Annotated in this window: 26 protein-coding genes; 6 read left to right on the top strand and 20 right to left on the bottom strand. The window is 72.0% G+C overall.

The annotated features are described in order from the left end of the window. Positions 1-3: 3 nt before the first annotated feature. Genes AC5Y4Z_RS01135 through AC5Y4Z_RS01120 form a run of 4 tightly spaced genes read right to left on the bottom strand, consistent with a single transcriptional unit; the run spans position 4 to position 2,504 of the window. Positions 4-369: an antitermination protein NusB gene (locus tag AC5Y4Z_RS01135; RefSeq protein ID WP_499960390.1), complete on the bottom strand. Its 366-nt coding sequence runs from the start codon at positions 367-369 to the stop codon at positions 4-6. After that, positions 366-836: a transcription antitermination factor NusB gene (nusB, locus tag AC5Y4Z_RS01130; protein WP_499960389.1), complete on the bottom strand. Its 471-nt coding sequence runs from the start codon at positions 834-836 to the stop codon at positions 366-368. The genes AC5Y4Z_RS01135 and nusB overlap by 4 nt, the downstream gene beginning before the upstream one ends. Continuing rightward, a complete protein-coding gene (gene efp, locus AC5Y4Z_RS01125; protein WP_499960388.1) occupies positions 833-1,396 on the bottom strand; it encodes an elongation factor P in 564 nt (187 codons plus the stop codon). Before efp ends, nusB begins: the two co-directional genes overlap by 4 nt. Positions 1,397-1,409: 13 nt before the next feature. Continuing rightward, the gene (locus AC5Y4Z_RS01120) at positions 1,410-2,504 is read right to left on the bottom strand and encodes a M24 family metallopeptidase (protein ID WP_499960387.1); all 1,095 of its coding nucleotides are present in this window, start codon (positions 2,502-2,504) and stop codon (positions 1,410-1,412) included. Between the two features lie 33 nt (positions 2,505-2,537). On the opposite strand from AC5Y4Z_RS01120, the gene AC5Y4Z_RS01115 reads away from it, so the two are divergent. Next, positions 2,538-3,203, top strand: coding sequence for a B-4DMT family transporter (locus tag AC5Y4Z_RS01115; protein WP_499960386.1), 666 nt, complete (start codon positions 2,538-2,540; stop codon positions 3,201-3,203). Between the two features lie 4 nt (positions 3,204-3,207). On the opposite strand, the gene aroQ is transcribed toward AC5Y4Z_RS01115, so the two are convergent. The 10 genes from aroQ to AC5Y4Z_RS01065 form a co-directional block, all read right to left on the bottom strand. After that, on the bottom strand, positions 3,208-3,651 hold the full coding sequence (gene aroQ, locus AC5Y4Z_RS01110; RefSeq protein WP_499960385.1) for a type II 3-dehydroquinate dehydratase: 444 nt from the start codon (positions 3,649-3,651) through the stop codon (positions 3,208-3,210). Further along, positions 3,648-4,736 carry a 3-dehydroquinate synthase gene (gene aroB / locus AC5Y4Z_RS01105; protein WP_499960384.1) on the bottom strand — a complete coding sequence of 363 codons (1,089 nt, stop codon included), beginning with the start codon at positions 4,734-4,736 and terminating at the stop codon, positions 3,648-3,650. Before aroB ends, aroQ begins: the two co-directional genes overlap by 4 nt. Then, positions 4,733-5,278: a shikimate kinase gene (locus AC5Y4Z_RS01100; protein ID WP_499960383.1), complete on the bottom strand. Its 546-nt coding sequence runs from the start codon at positions 5,276-5,278 to the stop codon at positions 4,733-4,735. The genes aroB and AC5Y4Z_RS01100 overlap by 4 nt, the downstream gene beginning before the upstream one ends. Before the next feature lie 5 nt (positions 5,279-5,283). Beyond that, positions 5,284-6,489, bottom strand: a complete 1,206-nt coding sequence (gene aroC / locus AC5Y4Z_RS01095; RefSeq protein WP_499960382.1) for a chorismate synthase — start codon at positions 6,487-6,489, stop codon at positions 5,284-5,286. Between the two features lie 100 nt (positions 6,490-6,589). Continuing rightward, positions 6,590-7,012: a prepilin peptidase gene (locus tag AC5Y4Z_RS01090; protein ID WP_499960381.1), complete on the bottom strand. Its 423-nt coding sequence runs from the start codon at positions 7,010-7,012 to the stop codon at positions 6,590-6,592. A gap of 11 nt (positions 7,013-7,023) precedes the next feature. Beyond that, a complete protein-coding gene (locus AC5Y4Z_RS01085) occupies positions 7,024-7,905 on the bottom strand; it encodes a shikimate dehydrogenase (protein WP_499960380.1) in 882 nt (293 codons plus the stop codon). After that, the gene (gene mltG, locus AC5Y4Z_RS01080) at positions 7,808-9,016 is read right to left on the bottom strand and encodes an endolytic transglycosylase MltG (RefSeq protein ID WP_499960379.1); all 1,209 of its coding nucleotides are present in this window, start codon (positions 9,014-9,016) and stop codon (positions 7,808-7,810) included. The genes AC5Y4Z_RS01085 and mltG overlap by 98 nt, the downstream gene beginning before the upstream one ends. Then, positions 9,009-9,500, bottom strand: coding sequence for a Holliday junction resolvase RuvX (gene ruvX, locus AC5Y4Z_RS01075; protein ID WP_499960378.1), 492 nt, complete (start codon positions 9,498-9,500; stop codon positions 9,009-9,011). The genes mltG and ruvX overlap by 8 nt, the downstream gene beginning before the upstream one ends. Continuing rightward, positions 9,501-12,203: an alanine--tRNA ligase gene (alaS, locus tag AC5Y4Z_RS01070; RefSeq protein WP_499960377.1), complete on the bottom strand. Its 2,703-nt coding sequence runs from the start codon at positions 12,201-12,203 to the stop codon at positions 9,501-9,503. Between the two features lie 65 nt (positions 12,204-12,268). Further along, positions 12,269-12,658, bottom strand: a complete 390-nt coding sequence (locus tag AC5Y4Z_RS01065) for a secondary thiamine-phosphate synthase enzyme YjbQ (protein ID WP_499960908.1) — start codon at positions 12,656-12,658, stop codon at positions 12,269-12,271. A gap of 137 nt (positions 12,659-12,795) precedes the next feature. On the opposite strand from AC5Y4Z_RS01065, the gene AC5Y4Z_RS01060 reads away from it, so the two are divergent. Then, entirely contained in the window at positions 12,796-13,419 is a 624-nt protein-coding gene (locus AC5Y4Z_RS01060) for a hypothetical protein (protein ID WP_499960376.1), read from the top strand. A 2-nt stretch (positions 13,420-13,421) separates the two neighbouring features. Here AC5Y4Z_RS01060 and AC5Y4Z_RS01055 read toward each other — a convergent pair whose 3' ends face one another. Both AC5Y4Z_RS01055 and AC5Y4Z_RS01050 read right to left on the bottom strand, forming a co-directional pair. Beyond that, positions 13,422-13,757 (bottom strand): hypothetical protein, encoded by a 336-nt coding sequence (locus tag AC5Y4Z_RS01055; protein WP_499960375.1) that lies wholly within the window; start codon positions 13,755-13,757, stop codon positions 13,422-13,424. Continuing rightward, complete coding sequence (locus AC5Y4Z_RS01050) at positions 13,754-15,100, bottom strand: replication-associated recombination protein A (protein WP_499960374.1); 1,347 nt, start codon at positions 15,098-15,100, stop codon at positions 13,754-13,756. Before AC5Y4Z_RS01050 ends, AC5Y4Z_RS01055 begins: the two co-directional genes overlap by 4 nt. Before the next feature lie 88 nt (positions 15,101-15,188). Between AC5Y4Z_RS01050 and AC5Y4Z_RS01045 the strand changes: the two genes are divergently transcribed. Then, on the top strand, positions 15,189-16,208 hold the full coding sequence (locus tag AC5Y4Z_RS01045; protein WP_499960373.1) for a hypothetical protein: 1,020 nt from the start codon (positions 15,189-15,191) through the stop codon (positions 16,206-16,208). 138 nt (positions 16,209-16,346) lie between these two features. Then, positions 16,347-17,693, top strand: a complete 1,347-nt coding sequence (locus AC5Y4Z_RS01040; protein WP_499960372.1) for a PE family protein — start codon at positions 16,347-16,349, stop codon at positions 17,691-17,693. Positions 17,694-17,742: 49 nt separating this feature from the next. Here the strand turns inward: AC5Y4Z_RS01040 and AC5Y4Z_RS01035 are convergent, their stop codons facing one another. Continuing rightward, a complete protein-coding gene (locus tag AC5Y4Z_RS01035) occupies positions 17,743-18,423 on the bottom strand; it encodes a DUF6629 family protein (RefSeq protein ID WP_499960371.1) in 681 nt (226 codons plus the stop codon). Between the two features lie 162 nt (positions 18,424-18,585). Here AC5Y4Z_RS01035 and AC5Y4Z_RS01030 point away from each other — a divergent pair, with 162 nt between their 5' ends. Further along, positions 18,586-18,975, top strand: coding sequence for an MmcQ/YjbR family DNA-binding protein (locus AC5Y4Z_RS01030; protein WP_499960370.1), 390 nt, complete (start codon positions 18,586-18,588; stop codon positions 18,973-18,975). Here the strand turns inward: AC5Y4Z_RS01030 and AC5Y4Z_RS01025 are convergent. From AC5Y4Z_RS01025 to aspS, 3 genes are read right to left on the bottom strand one after another with little or no spacing between them, the layout of a single operon-like run. Further along, positions 18,967-19,911: an FUSC family protein gene (locus AC5Y4Z_RS01025; protein ID WP_499960369.1), complete on the bottom strand. Its 945-nt coding sequence runs from the start codon at positions 19,909-19,911 to the stop codon at positions 18,967-18,969. The genes AC5Y4Z_RS01030 and AC5Y4Z_RS01025 overlap by 9 nt on opposite strands. A gap of 31 nt (positions 19,912-19,942) precedes the next feature. Then, positions 19,943-20,377, bottom strand: coding sequence for a nitroreductase family deazaflavin-dependent oxidoreductase (locus tag AC5Y4Z_RS01020; protein ID WP_499960368.1), 435 nt, complete (start codon positions 20,375-20,377; stop codon positions 19,943-19,945). After that, positions 20,374-22,155 carry an aspartate--tRNA ligase gene (aspS, locus tag AC5Y4Z_RS01015; RefSeq protein WP_499960367.1) on the bottom strand — a complete coding sequence of 594 codons (1,782 nt, stop codon included), beginning with the start codon at positions 22,153-22,155 and terminating at the stop codon, positions 20,374-20,376. The genes AC5Y4Z_RS01020 and aspS overlap by 4 nt, the downstream gene beginning before the upstream one ends. Before the next feature lie 54 nt (positions 22,156-22,209). Here aspS and AC5Y4Z_RS01010 point away from each other — a divergent pair, with 54 nt between their 5' ends. Beyond that, the gene (locus AC5Y4Z_RS01010; RefSeq protein WP_499960907.1) at positions 22,210-23,094 is read left to right on the top strand and encodes an oxidoreductase; all 885 of its coding nucleotides are present in this window, start codon (positions 22,210-22,212) and stop codon (positions 23,092-23,094) included. Positions 23,095-23,103: the final 9 nt, after the last annotated feature.

Below are 23,103 nucleotides of genomic sequence, written 5' to 3'. Positions count from 1 at the left end.
GAGCTATTGTGCGCCCTCGTCTTCGCCGTTGCGCCCCAATCGCCGCAGCATCGGCAGCTCGCGGCCGCGCACCGGCAGGGCGGTGACGTCGCCCAGCGAGCGCACCACGGCCTGCGTCAGGCCCATCAGCGCCGCCATCACCGGCAGCAGCGGCTGCAGCGGGCGGGCCGCCGAGCGGACCGTGCTGATGCGGCGGGCCAGGATCAGCCGTTCGACCGAGTGGGACAGCCAGGCCCCGACGCCCAGTGCGTAGATCGCCAGCGCCGACGCGGCGATGGCCCACCCGTAGGCGGCGCACACGACGGCCCCGAGCACCACCGTCGCCGCCAGTACCGCGGCGATGACAACGCGCAGCTCCAGGCGGGTCACGGTTCCTGGGGACCCCGCACCGCCTGGGCCGCCGCCCGGATCTGGGGCGTCACCAGCATGACCTGCCCCAGCACCCCGTTGACGAACCCGGGCGACTCGTCGGTGGACAGCTCCTTGGCCAGCTGCACGGCCTCGTCGACGGCGACCGGCTCGGGGACGTCGTCGGCGTAGAGCAGCTCCCACACCGCCACCCGCAGGATGGCGCGGTCCACCGCGGGCAGCCGGTCCAGCGTCCAGCCCTGCAGGTGCGAGGCGATCAGGTCATCGATATGAGCGCTGTGCGCGGCCACCCCGAGGGCCGCCGCGGCGGTGTAGGGCGGCGGCGGCGCCACCTCCGGGTTCGTGCCGGCCAGCGCGGTGCGCGCCTCGACGACCTCCGCCGGGCTGAGCCCGCGGGCCTCGGCCTCGAACAGCAGGTCGACGGCGCGCTTGCGGGCCTGATGACGACCCTTGCCGAGCCGGCTCACGCGTTGACGCGGCCCAAATAGCTGCCGTCGCGCGTGTCCACCTTCAGCTTGTCCCCGGTGTTGATGAACAGCGGCACCTGGATCTCCGCGCCGGTCTCCACGGTGGCGGGCTTGGTGCCCGCGCTGGACCGGTCGCCCTGCAGCCCGGGCTCGGTGTGGGTGACCTCCAGCTCGACGGACACCGGCAGCTCGATGTACAGCGGCGCCCCGTTGTGGAACGCCACCTGCACCGGCAGGCTCTCCAGCAGGAACCGGGCGGCGTCGCCGACCAGGGACTCGGGCAGGTGGTGCTGCTCGTAGTCCTGGCTGTCCATGAACACGAAGTCCGAGCCGTCGCGGTACAGGTAGGTGGTGTCGCGCCGGTCCACGGTCGCGGTGTCCACCTTCACCCCGGCGTTGTAGGTCTTGTCGACCACCTTGCCCGACAGCACGTTCTTGAGCTTGGTGCGCACGAAGGCCGGCCCCTTGCCGGGTTTGACGTGCTGGAACTCGACGATCTGCCACAGCTGGCCGTCGATCGCCAGCACCAGCCCGTTCTTGAAATCGGCAGTCGTTGCCACGTCGGTGTATCTCCTAGAGGACGGCCAGTTCCTTGGGGAACCGGGTCAGCAATTCCGGGGTCTTGTCGGCCACCACCAGGGTGTCCTCGATGCGGACACCACCGCGGCCGGGTAGATAGACGCCGGGCTCCACGGTCACCACGGAGCCCGCAAGCAGTGTACCGGCGGATGTGGCGCCGATTCCCGGCGCTTCGTGGATCTGCAGGCCCACGCCGTGCCCGAGCCCGTGGCCGAACTGCTCGCCGTAGCCGGCGTCGGCGATCAGCTGCCGCGCGGCGGTGTCCACGTCGCGCAGCCCGGCGCCCGGCCGCAGCGCCTCCCGCCCGGCCCGCTGCGCGTCGGCGACCAGCGCGTAGATCTCCAGCTGCCAGTCGGCCGCCTCGCCCAGCACGAAGGTGCGGGTCATGTCGGAGTGGTAGCCGGCCACCAGGGCGCCGAAGTCGATCTTGACGAAGTCGCCGTCGGCGAGCACCGCGTCGCTCGGGCGGTGGTGCGGGATGGCCGAATTCGGCCCGGCGGCCACGATGGTCTCGAACGAGATGGTGTCGGCGCCGTGGTCGAGCATCAGCGATTCGAGCTCGCGGCCCACCTCCTTTTCGGTCCGGCCGGGTCGCAGCCCGCCGCGCGCCACCAGCTCGGCCAGCGCGGCGTCGGCGGCCTCGCAGGCCAAGCGCAGCAGCGCCACCTCGCCGGCGTCCTTGACCTCGCGCAGGGCCTCGACGGTCCCCGCGGCCCGCACCAGCTCGGTGGTGGCCTTGCGCTCGTCCAGCTCGCCCCGCAGCGTGTCGAAACCGTCGACGGTGACCACGTTGCTCTCGAAGCCCAGCTTGCCGACGCCGGCGTCGCCGGCCCGGCCCGCCAGGTGGCGCCCGACCGCCCGCTCGATGGCGACCTCGAGATCCGGCGCCTGCTTGGCGGCCTGGGTCCGGTACCGGCCGTCGGTGGCCAGCACGGCCTCGCGGTCGTCGGCGAACACCAGCAACGCGCCGTTGGATCCGGAGAATCCGGACAGATACCGAACGTTGACCAGGTCCGTGACCAGCATCGCGTCCAGCCCGCTGGCCCCGATTCGCGCTTTCAGATTGTCTCGCCGCTGGGAATGTGTCACGACCCTTGACGGTACTCGCTACGCTTTTCCCTCATGAGGAACTGGATGCTGCGCGGATTGGTGTTCGCCGCGGCTATGGTGGTCGTCCGTTTGATTCAAGGTGCGCTGATCAACGCGTGGCAGACGCAGGCCGGTCTGATCAGCGTGGTGCTGCTGCTACTGTTCGTGATCGGCGTCGTCGTGTGGGGTGTGCTCGACGGCCGTGCCGACGCGAAGGCCAACCCCGATCCGGACCGCCGCGGCGACCTGGCGATGACCTGGCTGCTCGCCGGGCTGCTCGCCGGCATCCTGTCCGGCGCGGTGTCCTGGCTCATCGCGCTGGTCTACACCGGGCTGTACACGGGGGGCTTCCTCAACGAGTTGACGACGTTCGCGGCGTTCACCGCCCTGCTCGTCTTCCTGCCCGCGATCATCGGCGTGGCCTTCGGCCGCTGGCGCATCGACCGCAACCCGCCGCCGCGCCCCCACGGCGCGCCCGACGACGAACGGGCCGACACCGACGTCTTCTCGGCCGTCCGCGCCGACGAGACGCCCACCGGCGAGATCCCCGCGCAGACCGCCGCGGGCCCGGCCGCCGAGGAGCACACCGGGTCGGTCGCCACGGCCGAGCGCGACGCCCCGACCGAATCCATCCCGACGGCGGACGACGCCAAGACCGAGGTGATCCGCACCGACCCCGACGCCAAGCGGGAGCGGTAGGCCGCTAGCTTTTGCCCTCGTCTGAGGCGAGGTAGCGCAGGGCGAGCAGGTAGCCCTGGATTCCCAGCCCGACGATCACTCCGGTCGCGACCGGGCTGATGTAGGAGTGACGCCGAAACTCTTCGCGCGCATACACATTGGAGATGTGCACCTCGATCAGCGGCGCGCGCAGGTCGGCGCACGCGTCGCGCAACGCCACCGACGTGTGGGTGAGGCCGCCGGCGTTGAGGATCACCGCTTCGCCCGCATCGGTGGCGGCGTGGATCCAGTCCAGCAGCTGCGCCTCGTTATCGCTTTGGCGCACAACGGCTTTCAGGCCCAGAGCAGTGGCCTCGCGCTCGATCAGCGCGGCCAGCTGCTCGTGCGTGGTATCCCCGTACACGTCGGGGTCGCGCCGGCCCAGCCGGCCGAGGTTGGGGCCGTTGAGAATGTTGACGGTGGTCGTCATTGCGCCTCCAGTCCGGAGTAGGCGGCCGCCAGCAGCGACGGGTCGGGCCCGGTCAGCCGGCCCGGTTTGGCCAGCCCGTCGAGGACGACGAACCGCAGCACCCCGGCCCGGGTCTTCTTGTCCCCCGCCATGTATTCCAGCAGCTGCGGCAGCGCGTCGGCGTCGTAGCTGACCGGCAGGCCGAGCGACGTCAGGATGGTGCGGTGGCGCGCCGCGGTGTCGTCGTCGAGCCGTCCGGCGAGCCGGGCCAGCTCCGCGGCGAACACCAGGCCCACCGACACCGCGGCGCCGTGCCGCCACCGGTAGCGCTCGCGGCGTTCGATCGCGTGGCCCAAAGTGTGGCCGTAGTTGAGGATTTCGCGCAGCTCGGACTCCTTCTCGTCGGCGGCGACGACCTCGGCCTTGACGGCGACCGCGCGCCGGATCAGCTCGGGCAGCACGTCGCCGGCCGGGTCCAGCGCGGCCTGCGGGTCGGCCTCGATGAGGTCCAGAATCACCGGGTCGGCGATGAAGCCCGCCTTGACCACCTCGGCCATCCCGGCGACGAGTTCGTTGTGCGGCAGGGCTTTCAGCGTCTCCAGGTCGACGAGGACGGCCAACGGCTGGTGGAACGCGCCGACCAGGTTCTTGCCGGCGTCGGTGTTGATGCCGGTCTTGCCGCCGACGGCCGCGTCGACCATGCCGAGCAACGTGGTGGGCACGTGCACGATGTCGACGCCGCGCAGCCAGGTGGCCGCCGCGAAGCCGGCGACGTCGGTGGCCGCGCCGCCGCCGAGGCTGACCAACGCGTCCTTGCGGCCAATCCCGATGCGGCCCAACACCTCCCAGATGAATCCCACCACCGGCAGGTCCTTGCCGGCCTCGGCGTCCGGGATCTCGATGCGGTGCGCGTCGATCCCCGTGTCGGCCAAGCGGCTTCGGATCGCCTCGGCGGTGTCGGCCAGCACCGGCTGGTGCAGGACCGCGACCCGGTGCCGCCCGGCCAGCAGGCCGTCCAGCTCGTCGAGCAGCCCGGCGCCGATGATCACCGGGTACGGCTCGTCGACGGCCACGTGCACGGTGACCGGCGGGGCGGGTTGGTTCATGTGGTGGCCTCGGTCTGGGTCTGGGGCTGGGTCTGGGCTGTCGGCAGGCGCGAAAGGATGTGGCGGACAACCGCCCCGGGGTTGCGGCGGTTGGTGTCCACCCGGACGGTGGCGACGCGCCGGTACAGCGGGACCCGCTCGGCCATCAGTGCCTTGAACTTCTCGGCGCGGTCGGGCCCGGCCAGCAGCGGGCGCACGGTGTTGCCGCCGGTGCGCCGCACCCCTTCCCGCGCGCCGATCTCCAGGTAGACGACGGTGTGGCCGGCGAGGGCCTCGCGGACGCCCGGCGTGGTGACGGCGCCGCCGCCCAGCGAGACGACGCCGTCGTGGTCGGCCAGCGCCGCGCGCACCGCGGCCTCCTCGATGCGGCGGAACTCCTGTTCGCCGTCGGCGGCGAAGATGTCGGCGATGCTGCGGCCGGTCTGCTGCTCGATCGCCGCGTCGGTGTCGAGCAGGCCGACGCCGAGCGCCTTGGCCAGCCGGCGCCCGATGGTGGACTTGCCGGAGCCGGGCAGGCCCACGAGGACGGCTTTGGGTGGCATCGCGGCTACCCGGACATGCGCGCGGCGGGCGACTCCCGGTCGGCGACCGCGCGCTGGTAGGACTCGATGTTGCGGCGGATCTCGGTCAGCGAGTCGCCGCCGAACTTCTCCAGCGCCGCGCGGGCGAGCACCAGCGCCACCATGGTCTCGACCACCACCCCCGCGGCGGGCACCGCGCACACGTCCGAGCGCTGGTGGATGGCGACGGCCTCGTCGCCGGTGGCCATGTCCACGGTGGCCAGCGCCCGGGGCACGGTGGAAATCGGCTTCATCGCGGCGCGCACGCGCAGCGGCTGCCCGTTGGTCATGCCGCCCTCGAGCCCGCCGGCGCGGTTGGTCGAGCGGACGACGCCGTCGGGGCCGGGGTACATCTCGTCGTGCGCGCGGCTGCCGCGGCGGCGGGCGGTCTCGAAACCGTCGCCGATCTCGACGCCCTTGATCGCCTGGATGCCCATGACCGCGGCCGCCAGTTGGCTGTCGAGGCGGTTGTCGCCGCTGGTGAACGAGCCCAGCCCGACCGGCAGGCCCGTCGCGACGGCCTCGACGACGCCGCCGAGGGTGTCGCCGTCCTTCTTGGCCGCCTCGATCTCGGCGATCATGGATTTTTCAGCCTGCTCGTCGAAGGCCCGGACCGGGCTGGCGTCGATCGCGGCCAGGTCCGCAGGTGCCGGCGGCGGGCCGTCGTAGGGCGCCGACGGGCCGATCGCGATGACGTGCGAGAGCACCTCGACGCCCAGCGCCTGGCGCAGGAACGCGCGCGCGACGGTGCCGGCCGCGACGCGGGCGGCGGTCTCGCGGGCGCTGGCCCGCTCCAGCACCGGCCGGGCGTCGTCGAAGCCGTACTTGAGCATGCCCGCGTAGTCGGCGTGGCCGGGCCGCGGCCGGGTCAGGGGTTCGTTGCGCGCCGAGTTCTCCAGCGCCGACGGGTCGACCGGGTCGGTGGCCATCACGGTTTCCCACTTCGGCCACTCGGTGTTGCCGATCTCGATGGCGATCGGCCCGCCCAGCGTGACGCCGTGGCGTATCCCGGACAGGATGGTCACCGCGTCGCGCTCGAACTTCATCCGCGCGCCGCGGCCGTAGCCCAGCCGGCGGCGGGCCAGCTGGTCGGCGATTTCGGTGGAGGTGACCTCCACGCCGGCGACCATGCCCTCGACCACGGCCACCAGCGCGCGGCCATGGGATTCTCCGGCGGTGATCCAGCGCAACACCCGACAATTCTCCCATGCGGGCGGGCGTGCTCTGTGTTCCGGCCGTTGAGTCTGCGTCCATGGCGGAGAAGTGCGAGAAGGGTCCGCCATGGACGCAGAATCAATGCGGGCAGAGCGCGAGCGCCATGGCCGCGGCGGTGGCCAGGCACATCGACGGCCCGTGTGGGACCGCGCGCACGCCGCGCGCCCAGCCGGCCACCCCGACCAGCGCGGTCAGCAGCGGCGCGCCGAAAGCCGCCAGCAACCACGCGTCGGCGCCGCAACAGCCGGTCAGCCCGCCCAGCCCGAGCGCCAGCTTGACGTCGCCGGCGCCCATCGCCGCCGGCGCGACGAGGTGGACCAAAAGGTAGGCCCCGGCCAGCGCCGCCGCCCCGGCCAGCGCGGGCAGCCCGCGGCCGGCGACGGCGGCGGTCAGCAGGATCGCCGCGGCGCCGGGCAGCGTCAGCGCGTTGGGCAACCGCCGGTGCCGGATGTCGCAGACGCTCAGCGCGCCCATCCATGCCAGCACCGCCGCGGCCGCCATGCGGGGGCACGTTAGCCCAACGCGGCTGCCATCGCCGCTCGCGGAGCGGGTTGCCCGGTGAATTGCTCGACCTGGGCGAACGCCTGGTGCAGCAGCATCTGCAGCCCGTCGATCACACGACCACCCGCGGCGGCCACCGCGGCGGCCAGCGGCGTGGGCCACGGCTCGTAGACGGCGTCCAGCAGCACCGGGATCGCGGCGAACGTGCCGGCGTAGCGCGCGGCCACGTCGGCCGGGATGGTGCTGACCAGCACCTCCGCCGCGGCCACCTCGCCGGCCAGCCCGCCGTCATCCAGCGCGCAGAACCGCGTCGCCACCCCGGCGCGCGTGCCGAGCTCGACGAGCCGGGCCGCCTTGTGCGGGTCGCGCGCCACCACCGTGATGCCGGTGACGCCGAGCCCGGCCAGGCCCACCACGGCCGCCGGCGCGGTGCCGCCCGATCCACAGACCAGCGCCCATCCCGAGGCCGTGCCGACCGCCCCACTGACTCCGTCGATGTCGGTGTTGTCGGCCCGCCAGCCCGTCGCCGTGCGCACCAGGGTGTTGGCCGAGCCGACGGCGGCGGCGCGGTCGGTGCGCTCGTCGGCGAATTCCAGGGCGGCGAACTTGCCGGGCATGGTTACCGAGACCCCGACCCACTCCGGCCCGAGGCCGCCGACCACTCCGGGCAGTTCCTCGGCGCCGCACTCGACGCGCTCGTAGGTCCAGTCGTGCAGCCCCAGCGCGCGGTACGCGGCCAGGTGCAGGTCCGGGGAGCGGGAATGCGCGATCGGCGAGCCGAGCACCCCGGCCTTTCTAGCGCGCGCTGTCGAGGACACCGTTGCGCTTAGCCAGCTCGATGTTGGCCAAATGCTGCTGATAATCCTTCGTGAACAGCGTCGTGCCCTGGGCATCGATGGTGACGAAGTACAGCCAGTCACCCGGCTCCGGGTGCTCGGCCGCCCGCAGCGCGTCGACACCCGGTGAACAGATCGCCGTGGCCGGCAGCCCTGCCGACACGTAGGTGTTCCACGGGGTGCGCTGGGCGCGGTCGGCGTCGGTGGTGGCCACCTCGCGGCGGTCCAGCGGATAGTTCACCGTCGAGTCGAACTCCAGCGTGTGGTGGGCGTGCAGACGGTTGTAGATGACCCGCGCGACCTTGGCGAAATCCTGGACGTTGGACTCCTGCTGCACCAGCGAGGCGACCACCAGGATGTCGTAGGGCGACAGGCCCAGGGCCTGCGCGGTGTCCAGCAGGCCGGACTTCATGTACTCGACCGCGCCGGCGCTGACCAGGTCGGTCAGGATGCTTTGCGGCGACGCGGCGGGGTCGACGTTGAAGGTCCCCGGCGCGATGAGGCCCTCGATGCGGCGATGGTCCTTGCCCAGTTCGGTGACCGGCTCGGTGGCCCACGCCGGCACGGCCAACACCGTGGGCGTGGCGTTGGTGGCCGCGGCGCGCAGGTCGTCCACCGACACGCAGCGGTGGTTACCGTCGAGGTCCACGCAGGTGGCGCGCGAGATCAGGGTGAGGATGCCGGGGTTGACCTTGTTGGTCTTCATGTCGGTGGTGTCGTCGAGCTGACGCCCCTCCGGGATGACCAGCCGCCCCACGCGGCTGTTCGGGTCGGCCAGCCGCGTGACGGCGTCGGCCGCCGGGATCTCGGTGCGCATCCGGTAGTAGCCGGGCTGGATCGAGTCGATCTTGCTGTTGCCGTGCGCGGCGTTGACGAACGCCCGGACCGTCTTGACCACCTGCTGGTTCTGCAGCGTCTGCCCCACCATCGTGGTCGAGTCGCCGTCCTGCACACGAATCACGATGTCGCGCTTGCCGTTTCCGCTGTAGTCGTCGCCCGTGCCGAACATCGAGCCCCACAGCCGGGTGGCGGCGAAGACCCCGCCCACCAGGACCACGACGAACACCACCAGCGCGACCCGGCCGACGACGCGGCGGCGCTTCTTGTCCTTCGCCTCGCGCCGGCGCGACGCCCGGTCGACCCGGGTCCTGCGTGCGCTGTCAACCACGGGCGGCCCCCCGGCGCGCGTCGAGCCAGCCCTGCAGGATCGCCACGGCCGCCGCCTGGTCGATCACCGCGCGCTGCTCGCGGGCCCGCACCCCCGCGGCCCGCAGCGACCGCTGGGCGCTCACCGTGGTCAGCCGCTCGTCGGCCAGACGCACCGGCGTGGGGGCGATCCGGCGGGCCAGCGCGTCGGCCAGCTTGATCGCGTCCTGCGCCGACGGCCCGGTCCGGTCGGCCAGCGTGCGCGGCAGCCCGACCACGACCTCGACGGCCTCGTATTCGCCGGCCAGCGCGGCCAACCTGCGCAGGTGCTTGCCGGAGCGGTCGCGGCGCACCGTCTCCACCGGGGTGGCCAGGATGCCGTCGGGGTCGCTGACCGCCACCCCGATGCGCACGCTGCCGGCGTCGACGCCGAGGATTCGGCCGCGCCCCGGGTGCTCGTCGGGATCACCGGGCCGGTCGGGGAGGCGGTGCTGGGTCAAAACCACTCAACCGACCCGCGCTATCACGGCGATCTCGGAGCGCACCGCGTCGAGCGCAGCGTCGATGCCGCTCGGGTCCTTCCCGGAGCCCTGCGCCAGGTCGGCCTTGCCGCCGCCGCGGCCGTCGACGGCCCCGGCGAGCTGCTTGACCAGGTCGTTGGCGCTGAGCCCGAGGTCCTGGGCCGCGGCGTTGACGGCCACCGCATACGGCACCGTCCCGCCCTCGCCCTCGGAGATCAGCGCGACGACGGCCGGGTCGCCGCCCAGCTTGCCGCGGACGTCGCCGACCAGGGACCGCAGATCCGCCGCCGTCATCCCCCCGGCCATCCGTTGCGCCACCACACGCACGTTACCGATTCGCTCGGCGCCGGCCGCCGCGTTGGTCGCGGCGGCCTTGGCGCCCGCGAGCCGGGCGCGCTCGAGTTCCTTCTCGGCGGCCTTGAGCCGCTCCACCAGGTTGGCCACCCGGGCCGGCACCTCGTCGGACGGCACCTTCAGCGACGACGCCAGCCCCGCCATCAGCGCGCGCTCCTTGGCCAGGTGCCGGAAGGACTCCAGCCCGACGTAGGCCTCCACCCGGCGCACCCCGGAGCCGACCGACGACTCGCCCAGGATCGTCACCGGCCCGATCTGGGCCGAGTTGTGCACGTGGGTGCCGCCACACAGCTCCAGCGAGAACGGCCCGCCGATCTCCACCACCCGCACCACGTCGGGATAGGCCTCACCGAACATGGCCATCGCGCCCATCGCCTTGGCCTTCTCCAGCTGCTCGGTAAACGTGTGCACCTCGAAGTCGGCCTGCACGGCCTGGTTGGTCACCTCTTCGACCTGGGTGCGTTGCTCCTCGGACAGCGGCCCCTGCCAGTTGAAGTCGAACCGCAGGTAACCCGGCCGGTTCAGCGACCCGGCCTGAACGGCGTTGGGCCCCAGCACCTGTCGCAGCGCGGCGTGCACCATGTGGGTGCCCGAGTGGCCCTGGGTCGCGCCCCGACGCCAGCCCGGGTCGACCGCGGCGACGACGGTGTCGCCCTCGACGAACTCCCCGGACTCCACGTTGATCCGGTGCACCCACAGGGTTTTGGCGATCTTCTGCACGTCGGTGACGGCCGCGCGGGCGCTCTCGTTGGCGCCGGTGCCGCTGATAGTCCCCTCGTCGGCGATCTGCCCGCCCGCCTCGGCGTAGAGCGGGGTGCGGTCGAGCACCAGCTCCACCCGGTCGGCGCCCTCGGTACCGTGAGCGACCACCGGCACCCGCTTGCCGTCCACGAAAATGCCCAAAATCTTTGCCTCGGACGTCAATTCGTCGAACCCGGTGAACTCGGTGGGCCCGGCGTCGACGAGCTCCCGGTAGGCGCTCAGGTCGGCGTGCGCGTGCTTGCGCGCGGCGGCGTCGGCCTTGGCGCGGCGGCGCTGCTCGGCCATCAGTTCCCGGAAGCCGATCTCGTCGACCTGCAGGCCCGCCTCCGCGGCCATCTCCAGGGTGAGCTCGATCGGGAAGCCGTAGGTGTCGTGCAGGGTGAAGGCGTCCGACCCCGACACCACGCCGGTGCCCGCCGCCCTGGTGGCGCCGGCGACCTCGTCGAACAGCTTCGAGCCCGACGCCAGCGTCCGGTTGAACGCGGTCTCCTCGGCGACGGCGATGCGCCGGATCCGGTCGAAGTCGGTGACGAGTTCGGGATACGACGGGCCCATCGCGTCGCGGACGGTGGCCATCAGGTCGCCGACGATCGGGTCCTCGATGCCCAGCAGCTTGGCCGAGCGGATCACCCGGCGCAGCAGGCGGCGCAGCACGTACCCGCGCCCGTCGTTGCCGGGGCTGACGCCGTCGCCGATCAGGATCGCCGCGGTGCGGCTGTGGTCGGCGATGACGCGGTAGCGGACGTCGTCCTCGTGGTTGCCCACGTCATAAGGACGTGGCGCGCGGGCCGCCACGGTGTCGATCACCGGCCTCAGCAGGTCGGTCTCGTAGACGTTGTGCACGCCCTGCAGGATGAACGCGACCCGCTCGACGCCCATGCCCGTGTCAATGTTCTTACGGGGCAACGGCCCGAGGATCTCGAAGTCGGCCTTGCCGGTGCCCTCGCCGCGCTCGCTCTGCATGAACACGAGGTTCCACAGCTCCACGTAGCGGTCCTCGTTGGCGACCGGACCGCCCTCGACGCCGAATTCCGGGCCGCGGTCGTAGTAGATCTCCGACGACGGGCCACACGGCCCGGGGATGCCCATCGACCAGTAGTTGTCCTCCATGCCGCGGCGCTGGATCCGGTCGGCCGGTAGGCCGGCGATCTCCTGCCACAGCGAGAACGCCTCGTCGTCGTCGAAAAAGACGGTGGCCCACAGCCTTTCGGGATCGAGGCCGTAGCCGCCCTCGGAGACGGGATCGGTCAGCAGCGACCAGGCCAGCTCGATGGCGCGGCGCTTGAAGTAGTCGCCGAACGAGAAGTTGCCGGCCATCTGGAAGAACGTGTTGTGCCGGGTGGTGATCCCCACCTCGTCGATATCCGGCGTGCGGATGCACTTTTGGATGCTGGTGGCCGTCGCGTACGGCGGGGTGCGCGCGCCCAGGAAGAACGGCACGAACTGCACCATGCCGGCGTTGACGAACAGCAGGTTGGGGTCGTCGAGGATCACCGAGGCGCTCGGCACCTCGGTGTGGCCCGCCTTCACGAAGTGATCGAGGAATCGCTTCCTGATCTCGTGTGTCTGCACTTCTCGTTCGCTTCTTCCTGTTGGTTTGGCTTGGTCAGCCTATTCGTCGGTCGCGGGCGTTCCCGCTAACCCTCCAAAAAGCTCAACCGCACCGACCGCCGCGGGTTGTCGCGGTTGAGGTCGACCAGCACGATGCTTTGCCAGGTGCCCAGCTGCGGGTCGCCGGAGGCGACCGGCACCGTCACCGACGGCGACACGATCGCCGGCAGCACGTGGTCGGCGCCGTGCCCGGGCGAGCCGTGCGCGTGCCGGTAGCGGTCGTCGCGCGGCAACAGCCGTTCGAGCGCGTCCAGCAGGTCGTCGTCGGAGCCGGCGCCGGTCTCGATGATCGCGACCCCGGCCGTCGCGTGCGGGACGAACACGTTGCACAGACCGTCGCCGTAGCTGAAGCAAAACCGGCGCACCGCATCGGTCACGTCGACGATGCGGCGACGCGCGGTGTCCACCTCCAGCACATCGGTATGCACCCGCTCAAGCCTACCGGCGGCGGCGCCCCCGAAAGCCATTGCGGGCGGTCACGGGTAGGAGGAAGGTATCTGGTGGGACCGGTGGCGCCACCGGGGCGCTACCCCCGACCCGGGAGGGGCCGACCATGTTCGCACGTTCCACCACCATCCAGGCGCAGCCCCTGTCGCTCGACATCGGTATAGCGCACGTTCGCGATGTCGTGATGCCCTCGCTGCAGGAGATCGACGGGTATGTGGGGCTATCGCTACTGGTCGACCGGCTGTCCGGACTGTGTATCGCGACCAGCTCGTGGGAGAGCTTGCACTCGATGCGCGCCAGCGCCGAGCGGGTGGCGCCGATCCGCGACCGCACCGCGTTGATGTTCGACGGCAGCGCCAAGGTCGAGGAGTGGGACATCGCTTTGCTGCACCGGGATCACCGGTCGCACGAGGGGGCCTGCGTGCGGGCCACCTGGCTCAAGGTGGTTTCCAGTCACGTCAACCGGTCCATCGACTTCTACCGGATGTTCGTGCTTCCCGAAATGGAGGGTTTCGACGGGTTCTGCAGCGCCAGCCTGATGGTCGATCACCCGGCGTGCCGGCGCGCGGTGTCCTGCTCGACGTTCGACAGCATGGACGCCATGGCCCGCAACCGCGACCGGGCCACCGAGCTGCGCAGCCGGCGCGTCCGCGACCTGGGCGCCGAGGTGATCGACGTCGCCGAATTCGAGCTGGCGATCGCGCAGTTGCGGGTGCCCGAGCTCGTCTAGGTCTAGGGCAGGGCGTCCCCGGGGAATCCGCGGCAGGGGTGCACCTGGTAGGTGAAGACCCCCGCCGCCACCCCGGGGTCGTCGTTCATCAGGGCGGTGGTCCGCTCGACCGTCGCGGCGAACACCCCGACGCCGCACACGTCGGATTCGTCGGCGACCGGCAGCACCACCGGCAGCACGCCGTCGTCGCGCAGCCCGAAGTTGCGCCGGCCGTGCTCCCAGATGATCCCGGGCGACGACTCGTCGCCGAAGCGCGGGCCGCGCTTGAGGATGACCACGCTGTAGGCCTTGGCGGTGGGCAGCAGCCGGCCCATCTCCTCGTCGCTGAACGTCTTCATGCCCGCCTCCTTCGAATGATCGCGCGCAGCCGCTCCAGCCGGCCGCCCATCTCCCGTTCACCGCCCCGGCCGGTGGGCCGGTAGTAGTCGACCCCCACCAGCTCGTCGGGCGGATACTGTTGGGCGACAACGCCATCCGGGTCGTCGTGGGAGTACTTGTAGCCCTGGGCGTTGCCCAGCGCCGCCGCGCCGGAGTAGTGCCCATCGCGCAAATGCGGCGGTACCAGCCCGGCGTTGCCCGCCTTGATGTCGTCCATCGCCGCGGCCAGCGCGGTGGTGACGGCGTTGGATTTCGGCGCGGTGGCCAGGTGGATGGTGGCGTGCGCCAGCGTCAGCTGCGCCTCGGGCATGCCGATCAGCTGAACGGTCTGGGCGGCGGCGACCGCGAGTGGCAGCGCGGTGGGGTCGGCCATGCCGATGTCCTCGCTGGCCAGGATCATCAGCCGGCGCGCGACGAACCGCGGGTCCTCCCCCGCCACCAGCATGCGGGCCAGGTAGTGCAGCGCGGCGTCGACGTCGGAGCCGCGCACCGACTTGATGAAGGCGCTGACGACGTCGTAGTGCTGGTCGCCGTCGCGGTCGTAGCGCACCGCGGCCTTGTCCAGCGACTGCTCGATGGTCTCGACGGCGACGCGCTCGTTGGCCTCGGCCGCCACCTCCAGCGCGGTCAGGGCCCGGCGCGCGTCACCCGCGGCCAGCTGCACCACGAGGTCGACGGCGTCGGACTCCACCTCGACCTGCCCGCCCAGGCCGCGGGGATCGTCGATCGCGCGCTGCACCACCGCCCGGACGTCGTCGGGCGTCAGCGGCCGCAACTGCAGGATCAGCGACCGCGACAGCAGCGGCGCCACCACGGAAAATGAGGGGTTCTCGGTGGTCGCCGCCACCAGCAGCACCACCCGGTTCTCGACCGCCGACAGCAGCGCGTCCTGCTGGGTCTTGGAGAACCGGTGCACCTCGTCGATGAACAGGACCGTCTGCTCGCCCGCAAGGAGGGCACGCCTCGCCTGATCTATGACGGCGCGGACGTCCTTGACGCCCGCCGACAGCGCCGAGAGCGCCTCGAACCGCCGGCCGGTCGCCTGCGAGATCAGCGCGGCCAGCGTCGTCTTACCGCTGCCCGGCGGGCCGTACAGGATGACCGACGCGACGCCCGAGCCCTCGACCAGCCGCCGCAGCGGCGACCCGGGCGCCAGCAGGTGGTCCTGCCCGACCACCTCGTCCAGCGACGCCGGCCGCATCCGGACGGCCAGCGGCGCACCGGCCGACACGCCCAGGCCGTGATCGGTTGTCTGCGGTGCGCCGGGGAGGTCGAACAGACCGTCGGACACGGTTTCAGGCATACCACGTCGATACGACGGAGCGGACCGGCCCGGACCGCTGAAAAACACGCCGCGCGCTCCCGGCGCTTATTTGTTAAGTTGCCGTGTGATGAGCCAGCCTCCGGAGTACCCAGGCGCCCCCTACGGCGGAAGCGAGAACCCTCCCGGCTACCCGCCCCCGCCCGGCTACGGCGCACCGCCGCCGCCTGCTGGCCCGGCGCCCGGGTACGGCGCACCGCCGCCCGCGGGCCCGCCGCCCGGGTACGGCGCTCCCCCGCCCCCGCCGCCGGGGTACGGCGCTCCCCCGCCCCCGCCCGGGTATGGCGCGCCGCCTCCGGGTTATTACCCGCCGGCACCCGGCTATGGCGCACCGCCGGGCCCGCAGTTCAGCGTCGGCGAGGCGTTCAGCTGGGCGTGGAACAAGTTCACCCAGAACGCCATGCCGCTGGTGGTGTCCGTCCTGATCTACGGGCTGGTGCTCGGCTGCTGCTACGCCCTGATCCCGGTCGGCGCCAACATGGGCACCACGACCACCACGACCAACGCCGACGGCTACAACGTCACCAGCCACGACATCAGCGGCAGCGGGCTGGCCGTCATGATCGTCGGCTACATACTCGTCTACGCCGTGGGGATCTTCGCCCAATCGGCGTTCCTGTCGGGCTGCTTCGACATCGCCGACGGGCGCCCGGTGAGCATCGGGTCGTTCTTCAAGCCGCGCAACCTCGGCACGGTGATCCTCGCCGCGATCATCGTCGGGATCCTGACCTCGATCGGCTCCATCTTCATCATCGGCGGCATCGTCGTGGGCTTCTTCGCCCAATTCGTCATCCCGTTCGTCGTCGACCGGTCGCAGGGCGCCATCGACGCGCTGAAGTCCAGCTTCTCGACGGTCTCGTCGAACTTCGTCAACGCACTGTTGGCGTGGCTGGTCCAGGTCGCCGCGGTGCTGCTCGGCGCGCTGGCCTGCCTCGTGGGCCTGGTTGTCGGCGGGCCGGTCGCCGCGCTCGTCCTGACCTACACCTACCGCAAGCTGTCCGGCGGGCAGGTCGTCCCGCTCGACCAGCCGGGCGGCGGCTACCAGGCCGGACCGCCACCCGGCCCGCCGCCGGGCCCGCAGTTCGGGTAGGCGCGTCCGGCTCCTCACTCCCGCACGGCCTACTCGTTGCGGGTCGCACCGGGTCATGCCGGTCTGAATCGCGAGCGGCCCACCCCGTCACCGAGTACCGTCTGATCCCTATCGGCGCGGCCCTTGAGGGAGAGCGGAATGTCGTTTCTGATCGCAACACCGCAGGCGTTGGGGGCCGCCGCCGGTGACCTGTCCAGCATCGGCGCGGCCGTCGGGGACGCCAACGCGGCCGCGGCCGCGGCGACCGCAGGCGTGGTGCCGGCCGCCGCCGACGAGGTCTCGGTGGCCATCGCGGAACTATTTTCCGCACACACGGCGGCTTATCAGGCGGTCAGCGCCCGAGTCGCGGCGTTTCACGCCGAATTCGCGCGGGCCCTGAACTCCGCGGGCGCCGCATACGGCGCCGCCGAGGCCGCCAACGCCTCGCCGTTGCAGACCCTCGAGCAGGACGTCCTCGGTCTCATCAACGCGCCCACCGAGGCGCTGCTGGGGCGTCCGTTGATCGGCAACGGCGCCGACGGGGGAACCATCAACGGCGTGGGCCAGGCGGGCGCCCCCGGCGGCATCCTCTACGGCAACGGCGGCAGAGGCGGCGACAGCACGATCGTCGGGGCGGCCGGTGGCGCCGGCGGCAACGCCGGGCTGATCGGCAACGGCGGCAGCGGCGGCAATGGCGCGGCCCTCCTTCCCGGTGCCGCCGGCGGCGCCGGCGGCCGCGGCGGATGGCTGCTCGGCAACGGCGGCAACGGCGGCGTCGGTTACACGTCCGTCGGTGGGACGGGCGGGGCCGCCGGGCTGTGGGGCGACGGCGGCAATGGCGGCGCCGGCACCGGCGGCGGCCTAAGCGGCGGCGGCAACGGCGGCAACGGCGGGTGGCTCGCCGGCAACGGCGGCAGTGGCGGCGCCGGCAACAAGGGCGGCCTCGGCGGCAATGGCGGCAACGCCGGCGTCTTCGGCGACGGCGGCAACGGCGGCGGCGGCACCGGCAACGCGGCCCAAGGCGGCCAGGGCGGCAACGGCGGCAACGGCGGGTGGCTGGTCGGCAACGGCGGCGCCGGCGGCGGCGGGGCCGGCGGCGGCGGTCCCGGCGGTGGCGGTGGCGGCGGCGGTGGCGGCGACGGCGTTCCCGGCTCGGGCGATGCCGGCGGTGCCGGCGGCGGCCACGGCGCGGGCGCCGCCGGCGGCTCGGGTTCCGCCGGTGCGCTCGGCGGCGCCGGCAACGGCCTCGGGGGCGCGGCCGGCGGCGTCGCCGCCACGGCCGGCGGTAACGGCGGTGCCGGCGTCGGCCGGGTCGGCGGCCTCGGCGGCGCGGGCGGCGCCGGCACCACCCACAACGGCGCGGCGGGCGGAAACGGCGGCGCCGGCGGATTGCTGTTCGGAACCGGTGGCGGCGGTGGCGGAGGCGGCGGCGGCGGCGCCACCGGCTCCGGGGGCGGCGGCGCCGGCGGAGCCGACCCCGCCCCGTGGTGGCAAACGCTGATCTAGCCCCCGCAGATCCGAGCCGGCCTCACGAGCACCCTCGCAGATCGGCCGGTCAGGCGCTTGAGGTCGTCGCCGGTTTCCGTTCGCCGTGGTAGCGGTGTGGATCGGGCAGCCGTCGACGGCGCACCATGTGTACCAACACCAGGACCGACAGCGTGGCGGCGTAGATGCACCACAGCGACGCGAACGCCTGCACGTATACGACGGCGGCCACGACCAGCCCCACCAGGTTCGCCAACCCGAACACCACGATGGAGCGATAGCCCGACAGCAGTGCCGGCCCGATGACGGCGACGATGTAGAGCACCGCCCACACGTAGCTGTTGTGGGTGCCGGTCTGGTATTCCAGCGCGTGCGGGCACCGTCGCACCGCGACCGGTTGGGTGAACACGACGAAAGCCAGATAGGCCGCCACGACGGCGCCGAGCGCCACGAAGGGCGCCACGCGCAATCGGGCACCGCGGGGTTCGAGCAGCAACACCGCCACCGGAACGAGCGCGGGCAGCAGCGGCAGTGCGATGAAGACATAGGCATACATCGCGAAGTGAGCCATCCCGGCGGAGACGAAGCTATTCGGCCACACGGCCGCCTCGAGGAATTGGTGGACCGCGAAGACCGTCGGCAGCAAGGCAAACGGCACCTCGCGCCAGTGCTTCACCTCGCGCAGGGTCGCTACCGCGACGGGCACCAGCGCGGTTCCCACCACCAGATCGGCCGTGATCGAAAAGCACATCGCCGCAGCCTAACCCGCCGCCGCCGCGGGCCCGCTCAGCTCCGGGTCAGGCTTGGGTGACCCGATGCCGGCGGGCCCGGCCTTCTGCCGCGACGCCGATTCCCCCACACCCCGTTTGCCGATCGCGGGCCAATCGCGCCGTAATCGGAGCACAATTGGGGGGTGGCCACGTGGAGCGACGTCGCCCACATCGTTGGTGAACTGGCACTCACCTCCGAGCCGTCCCCGCACGAATGGCGGGTCGGCAAGAAGTTGCTGGCCTGGGAGCGTCCGCTGCGCCCGTCGGATCGCGACGCGCTGGCGCACAGCGGCGTGGACGCCCCCGACGGCGACATCCTCGGCGTGCGGGTGTCCGACGAGGGCGTCAAGTTCGCGTTGATCGCCGACGAGCCCGGCGTCTACTTCACCACCCCGCACTTCGACGGCTATCCGGCGGTGCTGGTCCGGTTGGGCGAGATCGCGGTGCGCGACCTCGCGGAGGTGATCACCGAGGCGTGGCTGACGCAGGCGCCGAAGAAACTCGTCCAGGAATTCCTCGCCGATTCACTGTGAGCGCAGGTCGATGACCCGTTGCAGGTCGTCGACGCAGGCGCCGACGGCGTCGGCGAGGTTGCCCGGCGGCAGCTGCGCGAGGTGATGGCGCGCCGACCCGAGGTACGCGCACGCGCCGGCGGGGTCGGAGTCGGCCAGCGCCGTCGCCGCGGCGAGCACCACCAGCGCGTCGTACGCCTCGCCGCCGGGTGTGACAGTCCGGGCCAACTCCAGCACCGAACCGGCCAGTAGGGCCACGTGGACCGCCTGGTGATCGGCGGCCGACACGGCGTCGCGCAGGCCCCAGCGCCGCGGCGCGATGCGGACGGCCTGGCGGGCCGTGGTGCGCGCCTCGATGAGCCCGCTGAGCTGCTGGTGCACCCGGTCGACGGCCGACAGCGGCCAGTCCGCCGGAACCTCCCGGCGTCCGGCGGCCAGCTCCGCGGCGCGCGTCAGCACGCTCTGCAGGACGCCGAGCACGGCGGCGCGCCCGCTGCGCAGCAGCGCCAGCGGGTCGGCGGGGAACAGCACGACGGCGAAGACGATCGCCACCGCGCCGCCGAGCAGCGCGTCGTAGATGCGCTCGAAACCAACGTCGGTGCGTAACAGGGCCAGCACCAGGATCGCCGAGATGGCGGTCTGGTTGGCGAACATCATCCCCTGCCCGATGAAGCCGCCCCCGATGAACACCGCGACGATCAGCGCGATCAGCGCGGCCACCGTCATGGGCACGGCCCCGGGCCCCAGCAGCGCCTGCACCAGGCTGCCGATGCCGATCCCGAGGGTCACGCCGATCATCATCTGGATGGCGCGCTGCGCGCGCAGCACGTTGCTGATCGACAGCGACACCGCGGCCGCGATCGGCGCAAAGAACGGCTGGGGGTGGCTCAGCACGTCGTGCGCGAGATACCACGACAGGCCCGCGGCGACCGAGGCCTGCACGAGGTTGAACCACACCGCGCGGAGTCGTTTGACGCCGGCGCGCAAGCTAGGCCGGCTGCAGCTCGAACAGCGGAATCACCCTGCTGGTCTTGGACTGGTACTCGGCGAACCCGGGGGCCGCGGTGGCGACCTTGTCGAACAGCTCGTCGCGCTCGGCGGACGGCAGTTCGCGGGCGGTCACGTCGAACGACTCGGTGCCGACTTCGACGCGCGCGGCCGGGGTGGCGCGCAGGTTGTGCACCCAGGCCGGGTCGACGGGGGCGCCGGCGAACGATCCGATGACGATCAGCTTGCCGTCGATGCGGAAGTACGCCAGCGGCGACACCCGCGCCTTGCCGGACTTGGCGCCCGTGGTGTGCAGCAGCAGCAGGTTGGCGCCCTCGAACTGGCCGCCGACCTTGCCGGCGTTGGCGCGGAACTCGTCGATGATGCCGGTGTTGAACTCGTTGATGGTCTCGGAGTCAGGAAATTGTTCGGTCATGCCCGCTCAACCTTTTCGGGCTTGGCGTCTATTCCGGACTCCCGGCGCTGCTGGGCGGTGATGGGCGCGGGCGCGTCGGTGAGCGGGTCGACGCCGCCGCCGGTCTTGGGGAACGCGATCACGTCGCGGATGGAGTCCGTCCCGGAAAGCAGCGCGTTGATCCGGTCCCAGCCGAACGCGATCCCGCCGTGCGGCGGCGCGCCAAACATGAACGCCTCCAACAGGAATCCGAACTTCTCCTCGGCCTCGGCCTTGTCCAGGCCCATCACCGCGAACACCCGTTCTTGGATGTCGCGGCGGTGGATACGGATCGAGCCGCCGCCGATCTCGTTGCCGTTGCAGACGATGTCGTAGGCGTCGGCCGGCACGTTGCCGGGATCTTTGTCGACCAGCTCTTCATAGCCCGGCTTGGGCGAGGTGAACGCGTGGTGCACCGCCGTCCACGCCCCGGAGCCGACGGCCACGTCACCGGCGGCGGTCGCGTCCTCCGCGGGCTCGAACAGCGGCGGGTCGACGACCCAGACGAACGCCCACGCGTCCGGGTCGATCAGGCCCAGCCGCTTGGCGATCTCGCCGCGGGCCGCGCCCAGCAGCGCCCGCGACGGCTTCGCCGGGCCGGCCGAGAAGAAGATGCAGTCCCCCGGCCCGGCGCCGACGTGGCCGGCCAGGCCGGCGCGCTCGGCGTCGGACAGGTTCTTGGCCACCGGGCCGCCCAGTTCCCCGTCGTCGCCGACCAGCACGTAGGCCAGGCCCTTGTGCCCGCGCTGTTTGGCCCACTCCTGCCAGCCGTCCAGGGTGCGCCGCGGTTGCGACGCGCCGCCCGGCATGACGACCGCGCCGACGTAGCCGGCCTGGAAGACGCGAAACGTGGTGTCCTGGAAGAACTCCGTGCACTCGACGAGCTCCAGCCCGAAGCGCAGGTCGGGCTTGTCGGAGCCGAACCGCCGCATGGCGTCGGCGTAGCTGATCCGCGGGATCGGCGTGGGGATGTGGTAGCCGATCAACTCCCACAGCGCGGTCAGGATCTCCTCGGAGACGGCGATGACGTCCTCGGCGTCGACGAAGCTCAGCTCCATGTCGAGCTGGGTGAACTCGGGCTGGCGGTCGGCGCGGAAATCCTCGTCGCGGTAGCAGCGCGCGATCTGGTAGTAGCGCTCCATCCCGGCCACCATCAGCAACTGCTTGAACAGCTGCGGGCTCTGCGGCAGCGCGTAGAACGAGCCGGGGTGCAGGCGCGCCGGCACCAGGAAGTCGCGCGCCCCCTCCGGCGTCGAGCGGGTGATCGTCGGCGTCTCGATCTCGACGAAGTCGTGGCGCGCCAGCACCGCCCGCGCGGCGGCATTGACCTTGGAACGCAACCGAATTGCCGCGGCCGGGCCGTCGCGCCGCAGGTCGAGGTAGCGGTATTTCAGCCGCAGCTCCTCGCCCGCGGGCTCGTCGAGCTGGAACGGCAGCGGCGCGCTCTCGCCCAGCACGGTCAGCGACGTCGCGTTGACCTCGATGTCACCCGTCGCGATCTCGGGGTTGGCGTTGCCCTCCGGGCGGATCTCGACGACGCCGGTGACCGCGACGCAGAACTCGGCGCGCAACCGGTGCGCCTGGGCCAGCACGTCCTCGGCGCGGAACACCACCTGGGCGACGCCCGAGGCGTCCCGCAGATCGATGAAGATGACCCCGCCGTGGTCGCGGCGACGGGCCACCCAGCCCGCCAACGTCACCTGCTGGCCGGCGTCGCCCTTCCGAAGCGAACCAGCGGCGTGGCTGCGCAGCACAAACACTCCTCATCGGTCTGAAAAACGAATGCCAAGTCTAGAGGAGGTAACTTCTGTCCTATTGCCACCATTGCACTCGTCGGTCCGGGCGCCGTCGGCACGACGGTCGCCGCGTTGCTGCACAAGGCCGGCCATCCGGTGCTGTTGTGCGGCCGCACTCCCCGACCCGGCATCGAGCTGCGGCCCGACGGCGGCGATCCGATCGTCGTGCCCGGCCCCGTGCACACCGACCCCGCCCGCGTGCGCGGCCCGGTCGACTTCGTGGTGCTGGCGGTCAAGGCCACCCAGAACGACGACGCGGCCGGCTGGCTGACCCGGCTGTGCGCCGAACACACCGTGGTCGTCGTCTTGCAAAACGGCGTCGAGCAGGTCGAGCAGGTCCAGCCGCTCTGCCCGTCGTCGCCCGTCGTTCCCGGCATCGTGTGGTACAGCGCCGAAACGGATCCGCAGGGCTGGGTGCGGTTGCGCACCGAGGCCCGGCTGGTGCTGCCGTCGGGGCCGTCGGCCGAACGCGTGGCGACGCTGCTGCGCGCCGCGGGCTGCCACGTGGACTGCGACCCCGACTTCATCACGGCGGCCTGGCGCAAGCTGCTCGTCAACGCGCTGGCCGGGCTCATGGTGCTGACGGGGCGGCGCTCCGGGATGTTCCGCCGCGACGACGTCGCCGCGCTGTCGCGGCGCTATATGGCCGAGTGCCTGGCCGTCGCGCGGGCCGAGGGCGCGCGGCTGGGCGACGACACGGTCGACGAGATGGTCCGCCTGTTCCGCGGCGCGCCCGAGGACATGGGCACCTCGATGCTGGCCGACCGGGAAAACGGCCGCCGCCAGGAGTGGGACATCCGCAACGGCGTGGTCGTGCGCAAGGCCCGCGCCCACGGCCTGCCGACGCCGATCAGCGACATCCTGGTGCCGCTGCTGGCCGCCACCAGCGACGGGCCCGGCTAAGTTAGAGCC

Source organism: Mycobacterium sp. NGS63 (assembly GCF_059812295.1).
This window is presented reverse-complemented; position numbering and strand designations above follow the sequence as displayed.